The 15,742-nt window shown below is 63.9% G+C and carries 14 protein-coding genes; 3 read left to right on the top strand and 11 right to left on the bottom strand.

The window, feature by feature from the left end:
- Positions 1–10 precede the first annotated feature (10 nt).
- From AC5P9I_RS15345 to dnaA, 11 genes are all read right to left on the bottom strand, one after another.
- The gene (locus tag AC5P9I_RS15345) at positions 11–424 is read right to left on the bottom strand and encodes an ExbD/TolR family protein (protein WP_005411740.1); all 414 of its coding nucleotides are present in this window, start codon (positions 422–424) and stop codon (positions 11–13) included.
- Positions 425–427: 3 nt separating this feature from the next.
- Positions 428–853 (bottom strand): ExbD/TolR family protein, encoded by a 426-nt coding sequence (locus AC5P9I_RS15340; protein ID WP_005421196.1) that lies wholly within the window; start codon positions 851–853, stop codon positions 428–430.
- 61 nt (positions 854–914) lie between these two features.
- Positions 915–1,676 (bottom strand): TonB-system energizer ExbB, encoded by a 762-nt coding sequence (gene exbB, locus AC5P9I_RS15335; RefSeq protein ID WP_005411738.1) that lies wholly within the window; start codon positions 1,674–1,676, stop codon positions 915–917.
- A 94-nt stretch (positions 1,677–1,770) separates the two neighbouring features.
- On the bottom strand, positions 1,771–2,445 hold the full coding sequence (locus tag AC5P9I_RS15330) for an energy transducer TonB (protein WP_197605463.1): 675 nt from the start codon (positions 2,443–2,445) through the stop codon (positions 1,771–1,773).
- Between the two features lie 143 nt (positions 2,446–2,588).
- The gene (locus AC5P9I_RS15325) at positions 2,589–3,782 is read right to left on the bottom strand and encodes a tetratricopeptide repeat protein (protein WP_049468409.1); all 1,194 of its coding nucleotides are present in this window, start codon (positions 3,780–3,782) and stop codon (positions 2,589–2,591) included.
- A 132-nt stretch (positions 3,783–3,914) separates the two neighbouring features.
- The gene (locus AC5P9I_RS15320) at positions 3,915–4,721 is read right to left on the bottom strand and encodes a M48 family metallopeptidase (protein WP_014645409.1); all 807 of its coding nucleotides are present in this window, start codon (positions 4,719–4,721) and stop codon (positions 3,915–3,917) included.
- A gap of 71 nt (positions 4,722–4,792) precedes the next feature.
- On the bottom strand, positions 4,793–5,638 hold the full coding sequence (locus AC5P9I_RS15315; protein ID WP_049468407.1) for a CPBP family intramembrane glutamic endopeptidase: 846 nt from the start codon (positions 5,636–5,638) through the stop codon (positions 4,793–4,795).
- 67 nt (positions 5,639–5,705) lie between these two features.
- Positions 5,706–8,165: a DNA topoisomerase (ATP-hydrolyzing) subunit B gene (gyrB, locus tag AC5P9I_RS15310; protein WP_049468406.1), complete on the bottom strand. Its 2,460-nt coding sequence runs from the start codon at positions 8,163–8,165 to the stop codon at positions 5,706–5,708.
- Between the two features lie 112 nt (positions 8,166–8,277).
- The gene (gene recF / locus AC5P9I_RS15305) at positions 8,278–9,372 is read right to left on the bottom strand and encodes a DNA replication/repair protein RecF (protein WP_049468404.1); all 1,095 of its coding nucleotides are present in this window, start codon (positions 9,370–9,372) and stop codon (positions 8,278–8,280) included.
- 953 nt (positions 9,373–10,325) lie between these two features.
- Positions 10,326–11,426, bottom strand: coding sequence for a DNA polymerase III subunit beta (gene dnaN / locus AC5P9I_RS15300; RefSeq protein ID WP_005411731.1), 1,101 nt, complete (start codon positions 11,424–11,426; stop codon positions 10,326–10,328).
- 275 nt (positions 11,427–11,701) lie between these two features.
- The gene (gene dnaA / locus AC5P9I_RS15295) at positions 11,702–13,033 is read right to left on the bottom strand and encodes a chromosomal replication initiator protein DnaA (RefSeq protein WP_049468402.1); all 1,332 of its coding nucleotides are present in this window, start codon (positions 13,031–13,033) and stop codon (positions 11,702–11,704) included.
- Positions 13,034–13,288: 255 nt separating this feature from the next.
- Between dnaA and rpmH the strand changes: the two genes are divergently transcribed.
- The 3 genes from rpmH to yidC are packed head-to-tail and all read left to right on the top strand — an operon-like array spanning position 13,289 to position 15,644.
- Positions 13,289–13,429: a 50S ribosomal protein L34 gene (gene rpmH / locus AC5P9I_RS15290; RefSeq protein ID WP_005411729.1), complete on the top strand. Its 141-nt coding sequence runs from the start codon at positions 13,289–13,291 to the stop codon at positions 13,427–13,429.
- Between the two features lie 5 nt (positions 13,430–13,434).
- Positions 13,435–13,929, top strand: coding sequence for a ribonuclease P protein component (rnpA, locus tag AC5P9I_RS15285; protein WP_074725861.1), 495 nt, complete (start codon positions 13,435–13,437; stop codon positions 13,927–13,929).
- A complete protein-coding gene (yidC, locus tag AC5P9I_RS15280) occupies positions 13,929–15,644 on the top strand; it encodes a membrane protein insertase YidC (RefSeq protein WP_049468400.1) in 1,716 nt (571 codons plus the stop codon). Before rnpA ends, yidC begins: the two co-directional genes overlap by 1 nt.
- Positions 15,645–15,742 lie beyond the last annotated feature (98 nt).

Here is a 15,742-nt window from a genome sequence, read left to right as displayed (position 1 = left end):
GGTGTAGCGATTACTGCTGCACAAAACCGATCTTCTTCATCTGAGCGTTCTTCGCGGCGGCCAGAACCTTGGCCATCACGTCGTACTCGGAATCCGGGCTGGCGTCGATGCGCAGTTCCGGCTGGTTGGTCGGGTCACGCTGGACCTCCTGCTCCATCCGCTGCTGCAGCTCGCTGGTATTGATCGGGCTGTTGTTCCACGAGACCTGGTTGCTGGCGTCGATCTTCAGCTCGATCGGCGGCGGCGGTTCGACCAGCTGCGGCGGTGGGTTGAGCACGCGCTGCGGCAGGTCCACGGCGATCGGATACGTCATGATCGGCGCGGTCACGATGAAGATGATCAGCAGAACCAGCATCACGTCCACCAGGGGCGTGACGTTGATGTCTGCCATGGGGCCCTTGCCACCACCACTACTGAATGCCATGGCTTATTGCCCCTTTTCTTTGGTTGCAACGAAGCCGACGTCCAGCATGCCCTGTTCCTGTGCGACCTTGGTCAGGTCGTTGATGACGCGCATCTTGGTGGTGCGGTCACCACGCAGGTTCAGCGGCGGCTGCGGGGTCTGCTGTGCGGCGGTCGCCAAGCGGGACTCGAGAGTCTGCTTGTTGATTTCTTCGTCGTTCCAGTAGATCGAGCCGTCTTCCTTGACTGCCAGCGTGATCGGGTTCGGACGCTTTTCAGCATCTTCCGGCTTCTGGATCAGGTTGGCTTCCGGCAGATCCACCTTGACCTTGTGGGACATCAGGGGCGCCGTGATGATGAAGATGATCAGCAGCACCAGCATCACGTCCACGAGGGGCGTAACGTTGATGTCGGCCATGGGGCCGCCGCTGTTACCACTACTGAAAGCCATAACGGGCTCCGTCTAGATCTTGGTGACTACTTACTTCGTCGCTGGGTGACGCGCGCCGCAATTAGCGGACGCGCGAACCGGTGGCGAAGAAGTCGTGCAGGTCGTGCGCGAAGGTATCGAACTTGCTGATGGTCGCGCTGTTGATCTTGCTGAAGAAGTTGAAGGCGAACACGGCCGGGATTGCGACGAACAGACCGATCGCGGTCATGATCAGCGCTTCACCCACCGGGCCGGCAACGGCGTCGATCGAAGCGGAGCCGGTGGCACCGATCTTGATCAGCGCGCCGTAGATGCCCCACACGGTACCCAGCAGACCGACGAACGGAGCGGTTGCACCGACGGTGGCCAGCAGGGTCATGCCCGACTGCAGCTTGTTGCTTTCGCGGGTCACGGCCTGGCGCAGGGCGCGGTCGACGAACTCCGAACGGCTCAGGTTCTCACCGACGCCGCCGGTAGCACCGCCTTCAGCGCGCTGGTGGTGGGCAGCGGCCTGGGCAGCGTCCAGGGCGATCTTCGAGAACGGCTCCGAAGCCGGCTGCTCTTCCATCGCACGGATGGCGTCCTGCGCGTTCGGGGTGTCCCAGAACAGGCTGACGACGCGGTCAGCGGCGCTCTTCAGGCGGGTAGCACGGAAGATGTTGATGACGGTCCAGTACCAGGACATGGCCGACATGGCGATCAGGGTCAGCAGCACGACCCAGGAAACCGCGAAATCACCCGGCTTGGTGGTCATTTCGTGGATCAGGTGCTCGAAGCCCATCTGCGACAGGGCGTTGGACGGATTGCCCCCGGCAGCAGCGGCGATGAAAATTTCCTGCAGCATGACGCTTACCTTTGTTGTGTGTGGTGATAAAGGGTGTAGCTAAGCTAAACAATCGAACCGGGAGCGGGGGTGGCCGGAGGGCCACCCGGACGCATCAGTTCAGCGCAAAGTTGACCGGGACGCGAACGCGACCTGCCGCCTTCTTACCGCCAGATTCAGCGGCGTTGAAGCGCCACTTGCGAGCTGCTTCCATCGCAGCACGGTCCAGGTCGCGGTTACGGCTGGACTTTTCCACCGTGACATTGGTGACGTTGCCGTTGGCATCGACATCAATGATCAGGATCACTTCGCCCTGGATACCCGCGCGGAAGGCGGCCGGCGGGTAGCGCGGCGGATTCATGGCCTTCGACGAGATGTCCACGCTGGCCTCGATCGAGGTCGGCGGAGCCGGCGGCGACGGGGGCGACGGCGGGGTGACGATATCGTTCGGGCGCGGCTCCGGCACGTCCACGACCGGCGCCTGCGGCGGCGGCGGTACGGGCGACGGCTTCGGCGGCGACAGATTCTTCACCGGCGGTGGCGGAGTATCCTGCGGCGGCGGCGGCGGCGGCGGAGGCGGCGGTGGGGGCGGCGGCGGCGCGTCGACGATGGTCACCATGACGTTGCGCTCCTTCTCCGCGACGGCCTTGGGAGCCACGGCGGGAATGAGGAGCATCATGAAGGCGGCCAGATGCAGGGCAATTACAAACGCGATGCCGACGATGCGAGGCCAGCTCAGCCCCTTGTCATCGGGTTGTTCGTACCGGTGAACGACTAGTTGTTCCGTCATGCGCCAAGAGCTCAATAGTGGGGCCGGGATGCCGGGGGCGGAATCCCTGATCAGCGGTGCATGACACCGCAGGAACCTCCAAGCTTATACCAATCCTGAGCGCCTGCGCATCAACTGAGCAGGCGTTCAGGCGTTATTCCTACTTACTTCAGGTTGATGATTTTCTTGGCATCAGCCTGGTTCTTCACACCCTTCGCCAGCGCCTGCTGGGCGGCCTGCTTGGCCTCCGGGATGCGACCTTCGGCATGCAGGACGCGTGCCAGGTTCAGGTAGGTCTCACCGTCCTTGGAGAGCGGGGCGGCCTTCTGCCACGCGTCGATCGCCTGCGGCACCTGGTCGGAGTAGTAGTAGGACTGGGCCAGCGCCAGGTAGACCTGGTAGTCCGGCTTCAGGATGCCCTTCTGCAACCCCTCGTTGATGACCGCGATGACGTCCTTTTCCTTGTTCTCGGTGTTGGCATAGATCGAGTACAGCTGCTTGTACTCGCGCTCGTCGGTGAGCTGGCCGCTGCTGCGCAGCTTGTCCATCACCGCGGCGGCCTTCGGCATCTGGTCAGCCTGCATGTACATGTTGGCCAGGTTCAGCTGGGCCTTCTTGTCATTCGGGTTCTTGGCCGCCAGCGCTTCTGCGGCCTGCACCGCCTCACCGGTCTGGCCGGCTTCGGACAGGGCAGCCATCAGCAGCTGGTTCCAGTTGTCCTTCGGCTCGGTGGCACCGGCAATGGCCTGCTTCAGCACCGGGATCGCTTCCTGGTAGCGCTCCAGCTGGTACAGCGCCTGGCCCTTGGCAATCAGCTCTTCCGGCTTGGTCGACTTGCTCTCGGCGAAGTACTTGTCCAGGGTGGCCAGGCCTTCAGCGGTCTGGTCTTCCTGCAGCTGCAGCTGGCCGAGCATCAGCATCGACTGGAAGTGACCGTTGTTGTCCAGGCCGTTGAACTGGATCGCCTGCTTCAGGTACGCGATCGCGCCCGGCACGTCGTCGGTCTGGTAGGCCGCCTGCGAGGCCAGCTGCGCGGCCAGCGACTTGTCGTACTCGTTGGACGCGCTGTCTGCCAGGATCGCGTCGGCCTGCTCACGCGTTTCCGGGAACTTTTCCTTGTTGTAGCTGTCAATCATTTTCTGCAGCTTGCTGCCCATCTTGGCCGAGGCCTTGGCGGTCGGCTCCTGGCGGGTCGCATTCGGGTACAGCGGTTCGGCCTTGGCCTGCTTGCTGCCGCCGCCGCGGCTGCCACGGTCGGAGGAACGCGAGGACTGCGCAAAGGCATCGGTGACCACGGCGCCGGTCAGGGCGGTCGCGACGAGGACGGAAAGCACAGCTTTGTGGTTACGGAAAATCATCGTTCACCTCGATCGAACCGCCGGATAGCGGCAAAGTCGGACTGTCAGAAAAATCTGAGCCGCCAAACGTATCAGAAACAGATGGCGTGAGAAATCGTTTTATGTGCTGCAATACAGCATAGAACTGCGCACTCATCCGCACTTTGGCCGCAGCCCGGCCGCCTGCGCCTGCTGGTACACCGGCGTCAGGCCCGGTGCATCACGGCGCAGTTCCTGGATCCGGTTGGCCGGATCGGGGTGGGTGGACAGCCACTGCGGGCTGCGACCACCGCTGGCCGCCATCATGTTCTGCCACAGATCGACCGCCTGCGCCGGGTTGAAGCCGGCCTGGGCCATCAGCCGTTGGCCGATGACATCGGCCTCGCTTTCCTGGGTCCGCGAGCCTGGCAGCAGAAAAGCCGCCTGCGCACCCATGCCACCCAACTGGTTGACCGTGCTGGCGGCACCATCGCCATAGGCAGCACCGGCCAGTGCCCCCAGGACGGCGAGGCCCGTCTGCGCGCCCATCTGGCGCGTAATGCGCTCTTCGTGGTGGCGGGCGATCACATGGCCGATTTCGTGGCCGATCACGGCAGCCAGCTGATCCTGGTTCTTGGCGACGGTGAAGATGCCGGTATTGACGCCCACCTTGCCGCCGGGAAGGGCGAACGCGTTGGGTTCCTTGTCGACAAAGACCGCCGTCTCCCACCGTACGCCACGGTACTGGGGCGGCAACTGCGCCACCAGCGCGTTGACCACGCACTGCACGTAGCCGTTCTGGCGGCCATCGGTGCTGATCTTCTCTTTCTGCTTGGTCTCGGCAAACGCCTGCGCGCCGAGCTGGTCCAGCTGTGCCTGCGACACGCCGCCCACCATCTGCCGTCGTCCGGTAGGCGAGGTCGTGGTCGCGCAGGCACTGACGACGGTGGTGATGACTAGAGCCAGCAGCAGTTGTTTCATGGGTCCGCCCCCGTGTTCATGTGCGCAGTGTGTAGCGTACCTGCTTAATCTTTCGTCAAGCGGGCACAGCGTTACGTTGACCCCAGGAACACCATTGCGGCCAGCGCCACCGCGTTGTTCAGCGCATGCGCGGCGATGGCGGCCCACAGGGTGCCGGTACGTCGGTACAGCCAGCAGAAGGCGGCGCCCATGCCGCCGTACACCAGCCACAGCTGCGCCATGCCCAGCAGCGAGTTCTTGCTGACACCGGGCACTTCATGGACCAGCGCGAAGGCCAGGCTGCTGAGGACCAGGCCCAGCCAGGGGCGGCCGGCCTGCCACAGGCGCCCGAACAGGACGCGGCGGAACAGCAGTTCTTCGTACGCCGGCGCAAGGATCACCGCAAACAGCACCAGGAACAGCGGGAAGCGCGCGATCGCGCTCTGCATCAGTTCCACGTTGGTCGGCACCGGCTCGATCCCGAACTGCCTGGAAAGGAAGGCGATGCCGTTGCTGCCGAGCACGATCAGGGTCGCCACCAGCAGGGTCCACCCCCACGTGGACGGTTTCAGCAGCGCCTGCCGTGAGGCCTGGCGTTCAGTGACGCTCGCCGGACGCCGCCAGAAGTACAGCAGCAGTGCCGCGCCGCCGGTAGCGATCAACGCCATCAGGATCTGCGCCAGGGCGCCGGGCTGGCCGACCACTGCGCCGACGGCATCCGGCGACAGCGCGCCGCCGTTGGCATCCGCATTGGCACGGCTGACCATGATCGCGCGGTAGAAGCCCCAGAACAGGCCACTGACCATGCTCAGGCCGATCAGGGTGATCGCGGCAATACCCAGGTCGATGAAGAAACCTGCCAGCGGGGCCACGGCACGCGGCGGGACAGACGCGGGCGGAACCGGAGGCGGAGCGGAAGCCGGGGCGGAAACGGACATCAGATACCTGCGTTCAAGGGACAGAGACCGGTGCGCCTCCCCGCGCACCGGCCGGCTGCCGATTGTGTCAGATATCCAGGTTGGCGACCTTCAGCGCATTGTCTTCGATGAAATCGCGACGCGGCTCGACGACATCGCCCATCAGGGTGCTGAAGATCTGGTCAGCTGCGACGGCGTCTTCGATGCGCACCTGCAACAGTCGACGGGTTTCCGGATTCACGGTGGTGTCCCACAGCTGCTCCGGATTCATTTCACCCAGACCCTTGAATCGCTGGATCTGGCGACCGCGCTTGGCTTCCTCGAGCAGCCAGCTCTGCGCCTTGGCGAAGCTGTCGACTTCGATCGACTTGGCGCCGCGGGAAATCGTCGCGCCCTCGCGGACCAGGCCGTGCAGCAGCTTCGACGCCTGGTGGATGGCGCGCAGTTCACCGCTCTCGAACGCCGACATCGGCAGCACCTGGATGTGCTGCTCGCCCATGTGGCGACGGGTCACCAGCACGGCGGCCGGACGCTCATCGTTGGCTTCCTGCAGCTCCAGGCTGAAGCGCGGGCTGCCCAGGCTGCCCTGGTTGAGGCGCTTGGCCAGTGCATCCAGGCCTTCGCCGTCGCCGGCACTGCGCAGGCTCTCCATGTCCATCGGCACGAAATCAACCAGCGCCTCGAGCAGGTTGCGGTCGTAACGGTGGGCGTTGCGCTCGATCGAATCCTGCGCGGCGGCGTAGGCCAGCAGCAGTTTTTCCAGCGCCAGGCCTTCGATGCCTGGTTCGCCGGTGGCCGGCACCAGCGTGGCGTTTTCCACCGCACTGCTGGCCAGGTAGCTGTCCAGCGCGGGGTCGTCCTTCAGGTACAGCTCCTGCTTGCCCTGCTTGATCTTGTACAGCGGCGGCAGGCCGATGTAGACGTAACCGCGCTCGATCAGCTCCGGCATCTGACGGTAGAAGAACGTCAGCAGCAGGGTGCGGATGTGGGCGCCGTCGACGTCGGCGTCGGTCATGATGATGATCTTGTGGTAGCGCAGCTTGTCCGGGTTGTACTCGTCACGGCCGATGCCGGTGCCCAGCGCCGTGATCAGCGTACCGACCTGGTCGGAGGACAGCATGCGGTCGAAGCGGGCACGTTCCACGTTGAGGATCTTGCCGCGCAGCGGCAGCACGGCCTGGTTCTTTCGGTTGCGGCCCTGCTTGGCCGAGCCACCTGCCGAGTCACCCTCGACGATGAACAGTTCGGACAGCGCCGGATCCTTTTCCTGGCAGTCGGCCAGCTTGCCCGGCAGGCCGGCGATGTCCAGTGCGCCCTTGCGGCGGGTCAGGTCGCGGGCCTTGCGCGCGGCTTCACGTGCACGCGCGGCGTCAACGATCTTGCCGGCGATCGCCTTGGCTTCGTTGGGGTTTTCCTGCAGGAACTCTTCCAGGCGTGCACCGAAGGCGTTTTCCACTGCCGGGCGCACGTCGGAGCTGACCAGCTTTTCCTTGGTCTGGCTGGAGAAGCTCGGGTCCGGCACTTTCACCGACAGCACCGCGATCATGCCTTCGCGCATGTCGTCGCCGGTCAGGTTGATCTTGGCCTGCTTGGCGATGCCGTTCTGCTCGATGTAGTTGTTGAGCACGCGGGTCAGCGCACCGCGGAAACCGGCGAGGTGGGTGCCGCCGTCCTTCTGCGGAATGTTGTTGGTGAAGCAGTACATCGTCTCCTGGTAGGAGTCGGTCCACTGCAGCGCCACATCCACGACGATGCCGTTGTGCTCGCCGGTGACCGAGATGACGTTCGGATGCAGCGGGGTCTTCAGCTGGGCCAGGTGCTCCACGAAGCTGCGGATGCCGCCTTCGTAGTGGAAGTCGTCGCGACGGCCATCACCGCGCTCGTCGGCGAGGACGATCTTGACGCCGGAGTTCAGGAACGACAGCTCGCGCAGGCGACGGGCCAGGATGTCGTAGTGGAATTCCACGTTGTCGTGGAACGCAACGGTCGACGGCCAGAAGCGCACGGTGGTGCCGCGCTTGGTGGTGGTTTCCAGCTTGGCCAGTGCAGTCACGGCGGCGCCGTTGCTGAATTCCTGCTGGTAGTGGAAGCCGTTCTGGAACACATCCACCAGCAGCTTCTGCGACAGCGCGTTGACCACGCTGACGCCGACGCCGTGCAGGCCGCCGGACACCTTGTAGCTGTTGTCGTCGAACTTGCCACCTGCGTGCAGGACGGTCATCACCACTTCGGCGGCGGACACCTCGCGACCCAGCTTGGCACTCATCTGCTCGTGCTTGCCGGTGGGGATACCGCGACCGTTGTCGGATACCGAAACCGAGCCGTCGGCGTGGATGGTCACTGCTACGTGGTCGGCGTGGCCGGCCAGCGCTTCGTCGATCGAGTTGTCGACGACCTCGAACACCATATGGTGCAGACCGGTGCCGTCATGCACGTCACCGATGTACATGCCGGGACGCTTGCGGACAGCCTCCAGGCCTTCCAGGGCGGTAATGCTGTTGGCGTCGTAATTGCCGTTGTTTGCCGGGGTGTTCTGTTCGTCGCTCATTGCGCTTGCCGTAGGCTCCGCAGGTCGGCCACCGCCGGGAGCGATGTGCCGAGAATGAAAGGATTCCAACCCGAATTATACCAGCCGGGGTCGAGCGGCCCTGGTGTGCCCACTATGGCACAGCCACGATCTGTGCATGTTCCACGTGGAACCGGGCAATATGGGTCAGCTCCTGCAGCGCTGCCGGGGTTTCGGTGGCAGTGACAAAGATCTGTGCCGGGCCGCTGAGCAGGCGCTCCAGTACCCGCGCCTGGTGGGTCCGGTCCAGCTCCGAAGCCAGATCGTCGAGGGCAATCACCGGCCACTCGCCGCGCTGCTCCGCGTAGTCCTCGGCCTGTGCCAGCAGGCACGCCAATGCCGTCAGCTTGGCCTGGCCGCGAGAGAGCGCGTCACGACCGGGAATGCTGTGGAAATCCACGCTCCAATCGGCCCGGTGCGGCCCGACCGAGGTGTAACCGGCCTGGCGGTCACGTTCCCGTGCCAGAAGCAGGGCATCGGCCAGAGGAAGCTCATGCCGACGCCACCCCGCACTGAGTTCCAGGCCCTGGATGCCGAGCTGCGGCGCCAGGCTGGCAGCCAGCGCCACGGTGCGCTGCTGCAAGCGCTCCAGGTAGTGCTGGCGACGACTGGTCAGAGGTTCTCCGGCCTCGGCGAGCTCATGATCCCAGGTATCGAGCATCCGTGGCGGCCCCCCTTGCTTGAGCAGGGCGTTCCGCTGCTTCAGCGCACGCGAATAGCGGCGCCACAGGGACAGGAAATCAGGTTCCACGTGGAACAAGCCCCAATCGAGGAAACGGCGACGGGGTTCACCGCCTCCACTGACCAGCGCGTGGCTGCCGGGCTCGAACGTCACGACGGCCAGCGCTGCGCATAGATTGCCCAGCTGGGCCACGTCCTCACCGTCCAATCGTCCCTTCCAGTCCTGGCCACTGTGGCGCAGGCCGGCCTTCCGGCGGTGCGGCGGATGGTCCGCGCGTTGTTCGTCCCATTCGACGAAGATTTCCAGGGCTTCCTGGCCCTGGCGCACCAGACCATCGCGTACCCGGCCTCGGAAGCTCCGCCCGTACGCCATCAGATGCAGGGCCTCCAGCACGCTGGTCTTGCCGGCACCGTTGTCGCCAGTCAGCAGGTTCAGTCCCGGCTGGGGCGAAAGGTCCACCGCACTGAAGCGACGCAGTTGGTGCAAGGCGAGGCGGCGGATAAGCATGGGGCGCGAAAGACCATCCGCACGGGGCGGTAGAGGGGGCGGGGAATCCATCAGCTTACTGCATCGGTCAAGCCGGGGCCGACGGCACCACGTACCGCGTGGAGCGGGGTAGTCCAGAACGATGCCCTGTTCCACGTGGCGGCAATGGCGTCGCGGGTTACCTCGAAATCCTTCGATTCTGCACCGCGATGGCGGGAGCAGCCGCCCAGATTTCAGCGAAATCAGCGCGTCTACGGAGAGCGGTTCGTGATAACGGACGGAGAGCCCGCGACCGTTCCTGCAGATTGCTTCAAATCTGAGACCCAAGGTCCTGGAGGGTTCCACAGATTTCAAGAAATTCGCGCCGATCGTTTCACGCTGTCCACAGCGGCACTGTATGACTTATACACAAGGTATGGGCAATCTGTGGATAAAAAAGCGGCTTTGCACCGGCCTCGAAACTATCCACAGGTTCCCCCCCAGGCTGTGGGGCCTGTATACAGGGGGTTTCAGCCCTAAAAAGATCTTTTAAATCATAAACATAGCCTGTTTTTCCACCAGATCTGGAGCTACCATCACCACCATGCTTTAGATTTATACCCAGATTTAGAAGCTAGGCGAGCCCCGATCTGCCGGAAATGCAGCCTGTGGACAGGGTCGTTTCGCAGAGGCGCGAGCACCGCGATGTCGGCTGCCTTCACCTGCGTCAGCGCCTTCCGCTGGGAAACCTGGACCGGCTGAGGAAAGAGCGCTGAGTTCCTGATCGGGCGGCCGTCCGACGAACGGTTGTCCTGGCCAGGGGCAAGTGATTGCCTGGGGAACCGACCGCCTGTTTCACTCCGATCTGAAGCTCGATAAACCGTCCGCCCAGACCAGCGCGGCGGAAGCACGTTTCGATGCTCCACGTGGAACCTAAAAAAAACGCCCGGGAAAATCCCGGGCGTCGTCTGGTTCCACGTGGAACAGGACCGCTGTCAGAGCCGCAGCGGCATCACCACATGGCGCGATTTCTCGCTGCTGGATTCACGTACCAGAGCCGAAGAGTTGGAATCGCGCAGCTGGATGATGACTTCCTCATCGCGCAGGGCCGAAAGGGCATCCAGCAGGTAGTTCACGTTGAAGCCAATCGCCAGGTCGCTGACGGTGGTGTCGGCTTCGATCTCTTCCTGCGCCTCTTCCTGTTCCGGGTTGTGCGCACTGATCTTCAGGTTGCCCGGCGAGACTTCCACGCGGATGCCGCGGTACTTCTCGTTGGAGAGGATCGCCGCACGCTGCAGCGACGCGCGCAGCGCCTCGCGATCCACCTTCACTTCGCGGTCGGCACCGATCGGGATCACCGCTTCGTAATCCGGGAAGCGACCGTCGATCAGCTTGGAGGTAAAGGTGACATCGTCGCGCTTGACGCGGACGTGGCTGCGGCCGACTTCCAGCTCGATCTCGCGATCGCCGCTTTCCAGCAGGCGCTGCAGTTCGGTCACGCCCTTGCGCGGCACGATGATCTGGCGCTTGGAACCGCTCGGCTTGGCCAGATCGGTTTCACACAGTGCCAGGCGATGGCCATCGGTCGCCACGGTGCGCAGCGCATCCCCGCGCAGGTCGAACAGCAGGCCGTTGAGGTAATAGCGCACGTCCTGCTGCGCCATCGCGAACGCGGTGCGCTCGATCAGCTCCTTCAGGGTCGCTTCGCCGATGGCGACACGCTCGGTGGCTTCCACTTCATCCACCGACGGGAAGTCGTTCGAAGGCAGCGTGGCCAGGGTGAAACGGCTGCGACCGGCCTGCACGGTGATCTTGTCACCGGTCTGCGAGACGGTGATCCGGCTGCCGTCGGGCAGGGCGCGGATGATCTCGAACAGCTTGCGGGCGGGAATGGTGGTTTCGCCGTCCTGGGCATCTTCAACCGCGATCCGCGACACCATCTCCACTTCCAGGTCGGTACCGGTCAGCGACAGCTGGCCGTTCTGCACCTGGACCAGGAAATTGGCCAGAACCGGAAGGGTCTGGCGGCGTTCGACCACGTTGACGACCTGTGCCAACGGCTTGAGAAAGGCTTCGCGCTGCAGTGTGAAACGCATGTGGTTCCGTGCCCCTATGCTTTAAAAAATGTGGAATAAATCAAAAGCTTGGTGGTGCTGGTAGAGACAGAATCGCTGGAAAACAATGCTAAGTCTTTGTAATTAAAGGTATTTCAGACCTCGAAACCCTCTGCATTACCGACCCCCAAGGGGTGGGGAAAGCTGTGGATAAATCTGCTGCGATTTCAAACGGCATTTTTATCCACAACGTGTCCCGCGCTTGCTACCGGATTCTGCACCGTTTTGTGCGATGACGCCTCATCGGCATCCGTGCATCATTCGCTCAGCTTCCGGATCAGCTTGTCCCAGTCCTCACGGAGCTTGCCGTCGGTTTCCATCAGGGTCCGGATCTGGCGGCAGGCATGCAGCACCGTGGTGTGATCGCGACCGGCAAAGGCGTCGCCGATCTCGGGCAGGCTGTGCTCGGTCAGTTCCTTGGTCAGCGCCATGGCGACCTGACGGGGGCGGGCCAGCGAGCGGGTCCGACGCTTCGACAGCAGATCCTTGATCTGCAGGCCGTAGTAGTCGGCAACGGTTTTCTGGATGTTGGGAATGCTGATCGCCTGCTGCTGGGCGCGCAGCAGGTCGCGCAGGGTTTCCTGGGCGAACTCGGTGGTGATCGCGCGGCCGGTGAAGTTGGCGCGGGCGGTCAGGGTATTCAGCGCGCCTTCGAGGTCGCGCACGTTGGAGCGCATCTTCTTGGCGATCAGGAACGCAACATCATCGGGAATCTCTGCACCACGTTCGCGTGCCTTGGCCAGCACGATCGCGGCGCGTGTCTCGAAGTCCGGCGGTTCGATCGCGACCGACAGGCCCCAGGCAAGACGCGACTTCAGGCGCGCTTCCAGGCCCTCGACTTCGCGTGGATAGCGATCGCAGGTCAGGATGATCTGCTGCTTGCCATCGAACAACGCGTTGAAGGTGTGGAAGAACTCTTCCTGCGTGCGGTCCTTGCCGGCGAAGAACTGGATGTCATCGATCAGCAGCGCGTCGACCTGCTGGAACTGGCGCTTGAACTGATCCATGGTCTTTTCCTGCAGGGCCCGGATCATCGCGCTGAAGAACTGTTCCGAACGCAGGTACAGCACCTTCGCACCTGGATTGGCCTGGCGCATGGCGTTGCCGGCGGCGAACATCAGGTGGGTCTTGCCCAGGCCGGTGCCTCCGTACAGCAGCAGCGGGTTGTGCGCGCGATCGCCCGGTTTCTGCGCTGCCTGGAAGGCGGCGGCCAGACCCAGCTGGTTGCTGCGGCCTTCAACGAAGTTGGCGAACGTGTAGTGGCTGTCCAGATTGCCGGCGAACGGCACCTGCGGCTCACTGGCGATGTGCGCCGACGGCGCGGAAACGGCCGCGTTCTGCGCTTCCACCGGCCGTGGGCGCGAGCCGATTTCAAGAAAAACGTCGCTGAAGCCGGCGAAATGGGCCAGCAGCTCGCGGATACGGGCCAGGTACAGCTCGCGTACCTGATCGACGATGAAGGCATTCGGTGCATACAGCACCAGGCTGTCCGCGCGCAGATCGGCCTGCAGCGGCTTCAACCAGGTGTGAACGTCTTCCGGCGGGAACTCCGCTTCAAGGCGCTCGAGACTACGGGACCAGGCATCCATCAGCAATAATCGTCCGGTGGCCGGGGCATGGACGCGACAAGGCGCCCAGACACAGGCCGGAAAGGGGGGAAATGGATGGCTCAGACTACCACCGAGCGCCCGCCTTCGGAATGCTTGTCCCCTACTTATTCACAAAAACATCCACAGCTATTGCACAGCCCGGTGAATTCGCGTAGCTGTCAGGGCTTGACGCGGGGCAGGGTACCTCTCTAGAATTTCCGGTTCTTTCCGTCCCATTCATACGAGAGGCCCCCAATGGCCACGAAGCGCACCTACCAGCCCAGCAACCTCAAGCGTAAGCGCGACCACGGCTTCCGTGCCCGTATGAAGACCGCTGACGGCCGCAAGATCCTGTCGCGTCGCCGCGCCAAGGGCCGCAAAGTCCTGAGCGCCTGATTGCCATGCCGCACCTCGCGGCAGACGCAATCCCTTCGACAGTGAATACTGCAGACCCGCGCAAGCGATTCCCTCGCTCTGCGCGGGTTCGCACGCGTGCCGAATATTCAACGGTCTTCAACGGCGCCCGCCGTGTGTCCGATCCGCTGATGACCCTGCACTGGCTGCCGGCTGACCGGCCGGCCAGGCTGGGTCTGGCGGTTTCCCGCAAGGTCGATCCGAACGCCGTGGGGCGTAACCGGATCAAGCGCGTCCTGCGCGACATCCTGCGTCAGACACGTACCGAAATCCAGCCAGGCGACTTCGTCGTCGTGGCCCGTAGTGCTGCGCGTTCCGCCAGCAACGACGAGATCCGCCAGGCCTTCCTGCGCCTGCTGCGTCGCCTGCGTGCATTGCCCGCGCCGGGCGTGGACGGCACAATGCCGCCGCCTGATGGCATCGCAACTCCTTCTTTGACCGAGCCGGCATCGCGTCCCGGCCCCGCCGAGCCTGTCCGCTGATGAACCAGACCCGCGTATTCCTCATTTTTGCCTGGCTGATGGTAGCCGTGCTGCTGTGGATGGAGTGGAGCCGTGAAAAGGCTGCCCCCACCCCGGCACCGACGACCACGTCGGCCCCGGCCGCCGCACAGAGCGTTCCGGGCGCGACCCCGGGCAGCATTCCCAGTGCCCAGGTCCCGGGTGCCCCCGGCCAGGCGGCGGTGCAGGCGCAGGCCAGCGCGACCCCGGCCAGCCAGCGCGTGACCGTCACCACTGACGTGCTGCGCCTGGTGCTCGATGGCGGCCGCGTGCTCGACGCCGAGCTGCTGCAGTTCCCGCAGACCAAGGACGAAGGCAGCCCGCCGGTACGCCTGCTGACCGAGGACCCCGCGCATCCGTACAGCGCGATCAGTGGTTGGGCCAGCGAGGACAAGAACACCCCGGTTCCCGGCGCTGACGGCTTCAAGCTGGTGGGCGACACCAAGGACTTCGTGCTGGCCAAGGGCCAGAACGAGCTGCAGATCCCGTTCGTGTGGACCGCTGACAACGGCGTGACCATCAAGCGCACCCTGACCGTCTCGCGCAACGAGTACGCCGTGCGCTTCAAGGATGAAGTCAGCAACGCCGGCACCGCACCGTGGAACGGTTACGTCTACCGCACCCTGGACCGTACCCCGACCATCCTGTCGCGGAGCATGACCAACCCGGATTCCTTCAGCTTCAACGGCGCCACCTGGTACGACAACGACAAGAAGTACCAGCGTCGTGCGTTCAAGGACTACCTGGAAGACGGCACGCTGAACCAGAACATCACCGGCGGCTGGCTGGCGATGCTGCAGCACCACTTCTTCACCGCCTGGATTCCGCAGAAGGACCAGACCGCGCACTACGTGCTGTCGCAGGTGGCCGGTCGTGACCTGATCGAAGCGCGTGGCCCGGCCTTCACCCTGGCCCCGGGCCAGTCCACCAGCACCGAGGCCCGCCTGTGGGTCGGCCCGAAGCTGGTCAACCTGATCGCCAAGGAAGACGTGCCGGGCCTGGACCGCGTGGTCGACTACAGCCGCTTCTCGATGATGGCGGTGATCGGCCAGGGCCTGTTCTGGGTGCTGAACCAGGTGCACAAGCTGGTCGGCAACTGGGGCTGGGCGATTGTCGGCCTGGTGGTGCTGCTGAAGCTGGTGCTGTACCCGCTGTCGGCGACCCAGTACAAGAGCGGCGCGAAGATGCGTCGTTTCCAGCCGCGCATCGCGCAGTTGAAGGAACGCTATGGCGATGACCGCCAGAAGTTCCAGACCGCGATGATGGAGCTGTACAAGAAGGAAAAGATCAATCCGATGGGCGGCTGCCTGCCGATCCTCATCCAGATGCCGATCTTCTTCGCCCTGTACTGGGTGCTGGTGGAATCGGTCGAACTGCGCCAGGCGCCCTGGTTCGGCTGGATCCAGGACCTGACCGCACGCGACCCGTACTTCATCCTGCCGGTGATCAACGTGGCGGTGATGTGGTTCACCCAGAAGCTGACCCCGGCGCCGGGCATGGACCCGATGCAGCAGAAGATGATGCAGTTCATGCCGCTGGTGTTCGGCGTCATGATGGCCTTCATGCCGTCCGGCCTGGTCCTGTACTGGGTGGTCAACGGCGGCCTGGGCCTGCTGCAGCAGTGGTGGATGACCAAGCGCCATGGCGGCGAGCCGGTGGCGGCCACGACCGCGCCGGCCCCGGTCAAGAAGAAGTAATCCCGACCGCAGGTCACCTGCTTTGTAGAGTCGACTGTTAGTCGACTGGCGGACGAGCAGTCGACTAACAGTCGACTCTACCGCCCCAATCGACGCGA

The organism is Stenotrophomonas sp. YJH_SMC_29, assembly GCF_059371235.1.
The sequence above is the reverse complement of the archived record's forward strand: the minus strand, read 5'-3'. Positions and strand labels throughout refer to the sequence as shown.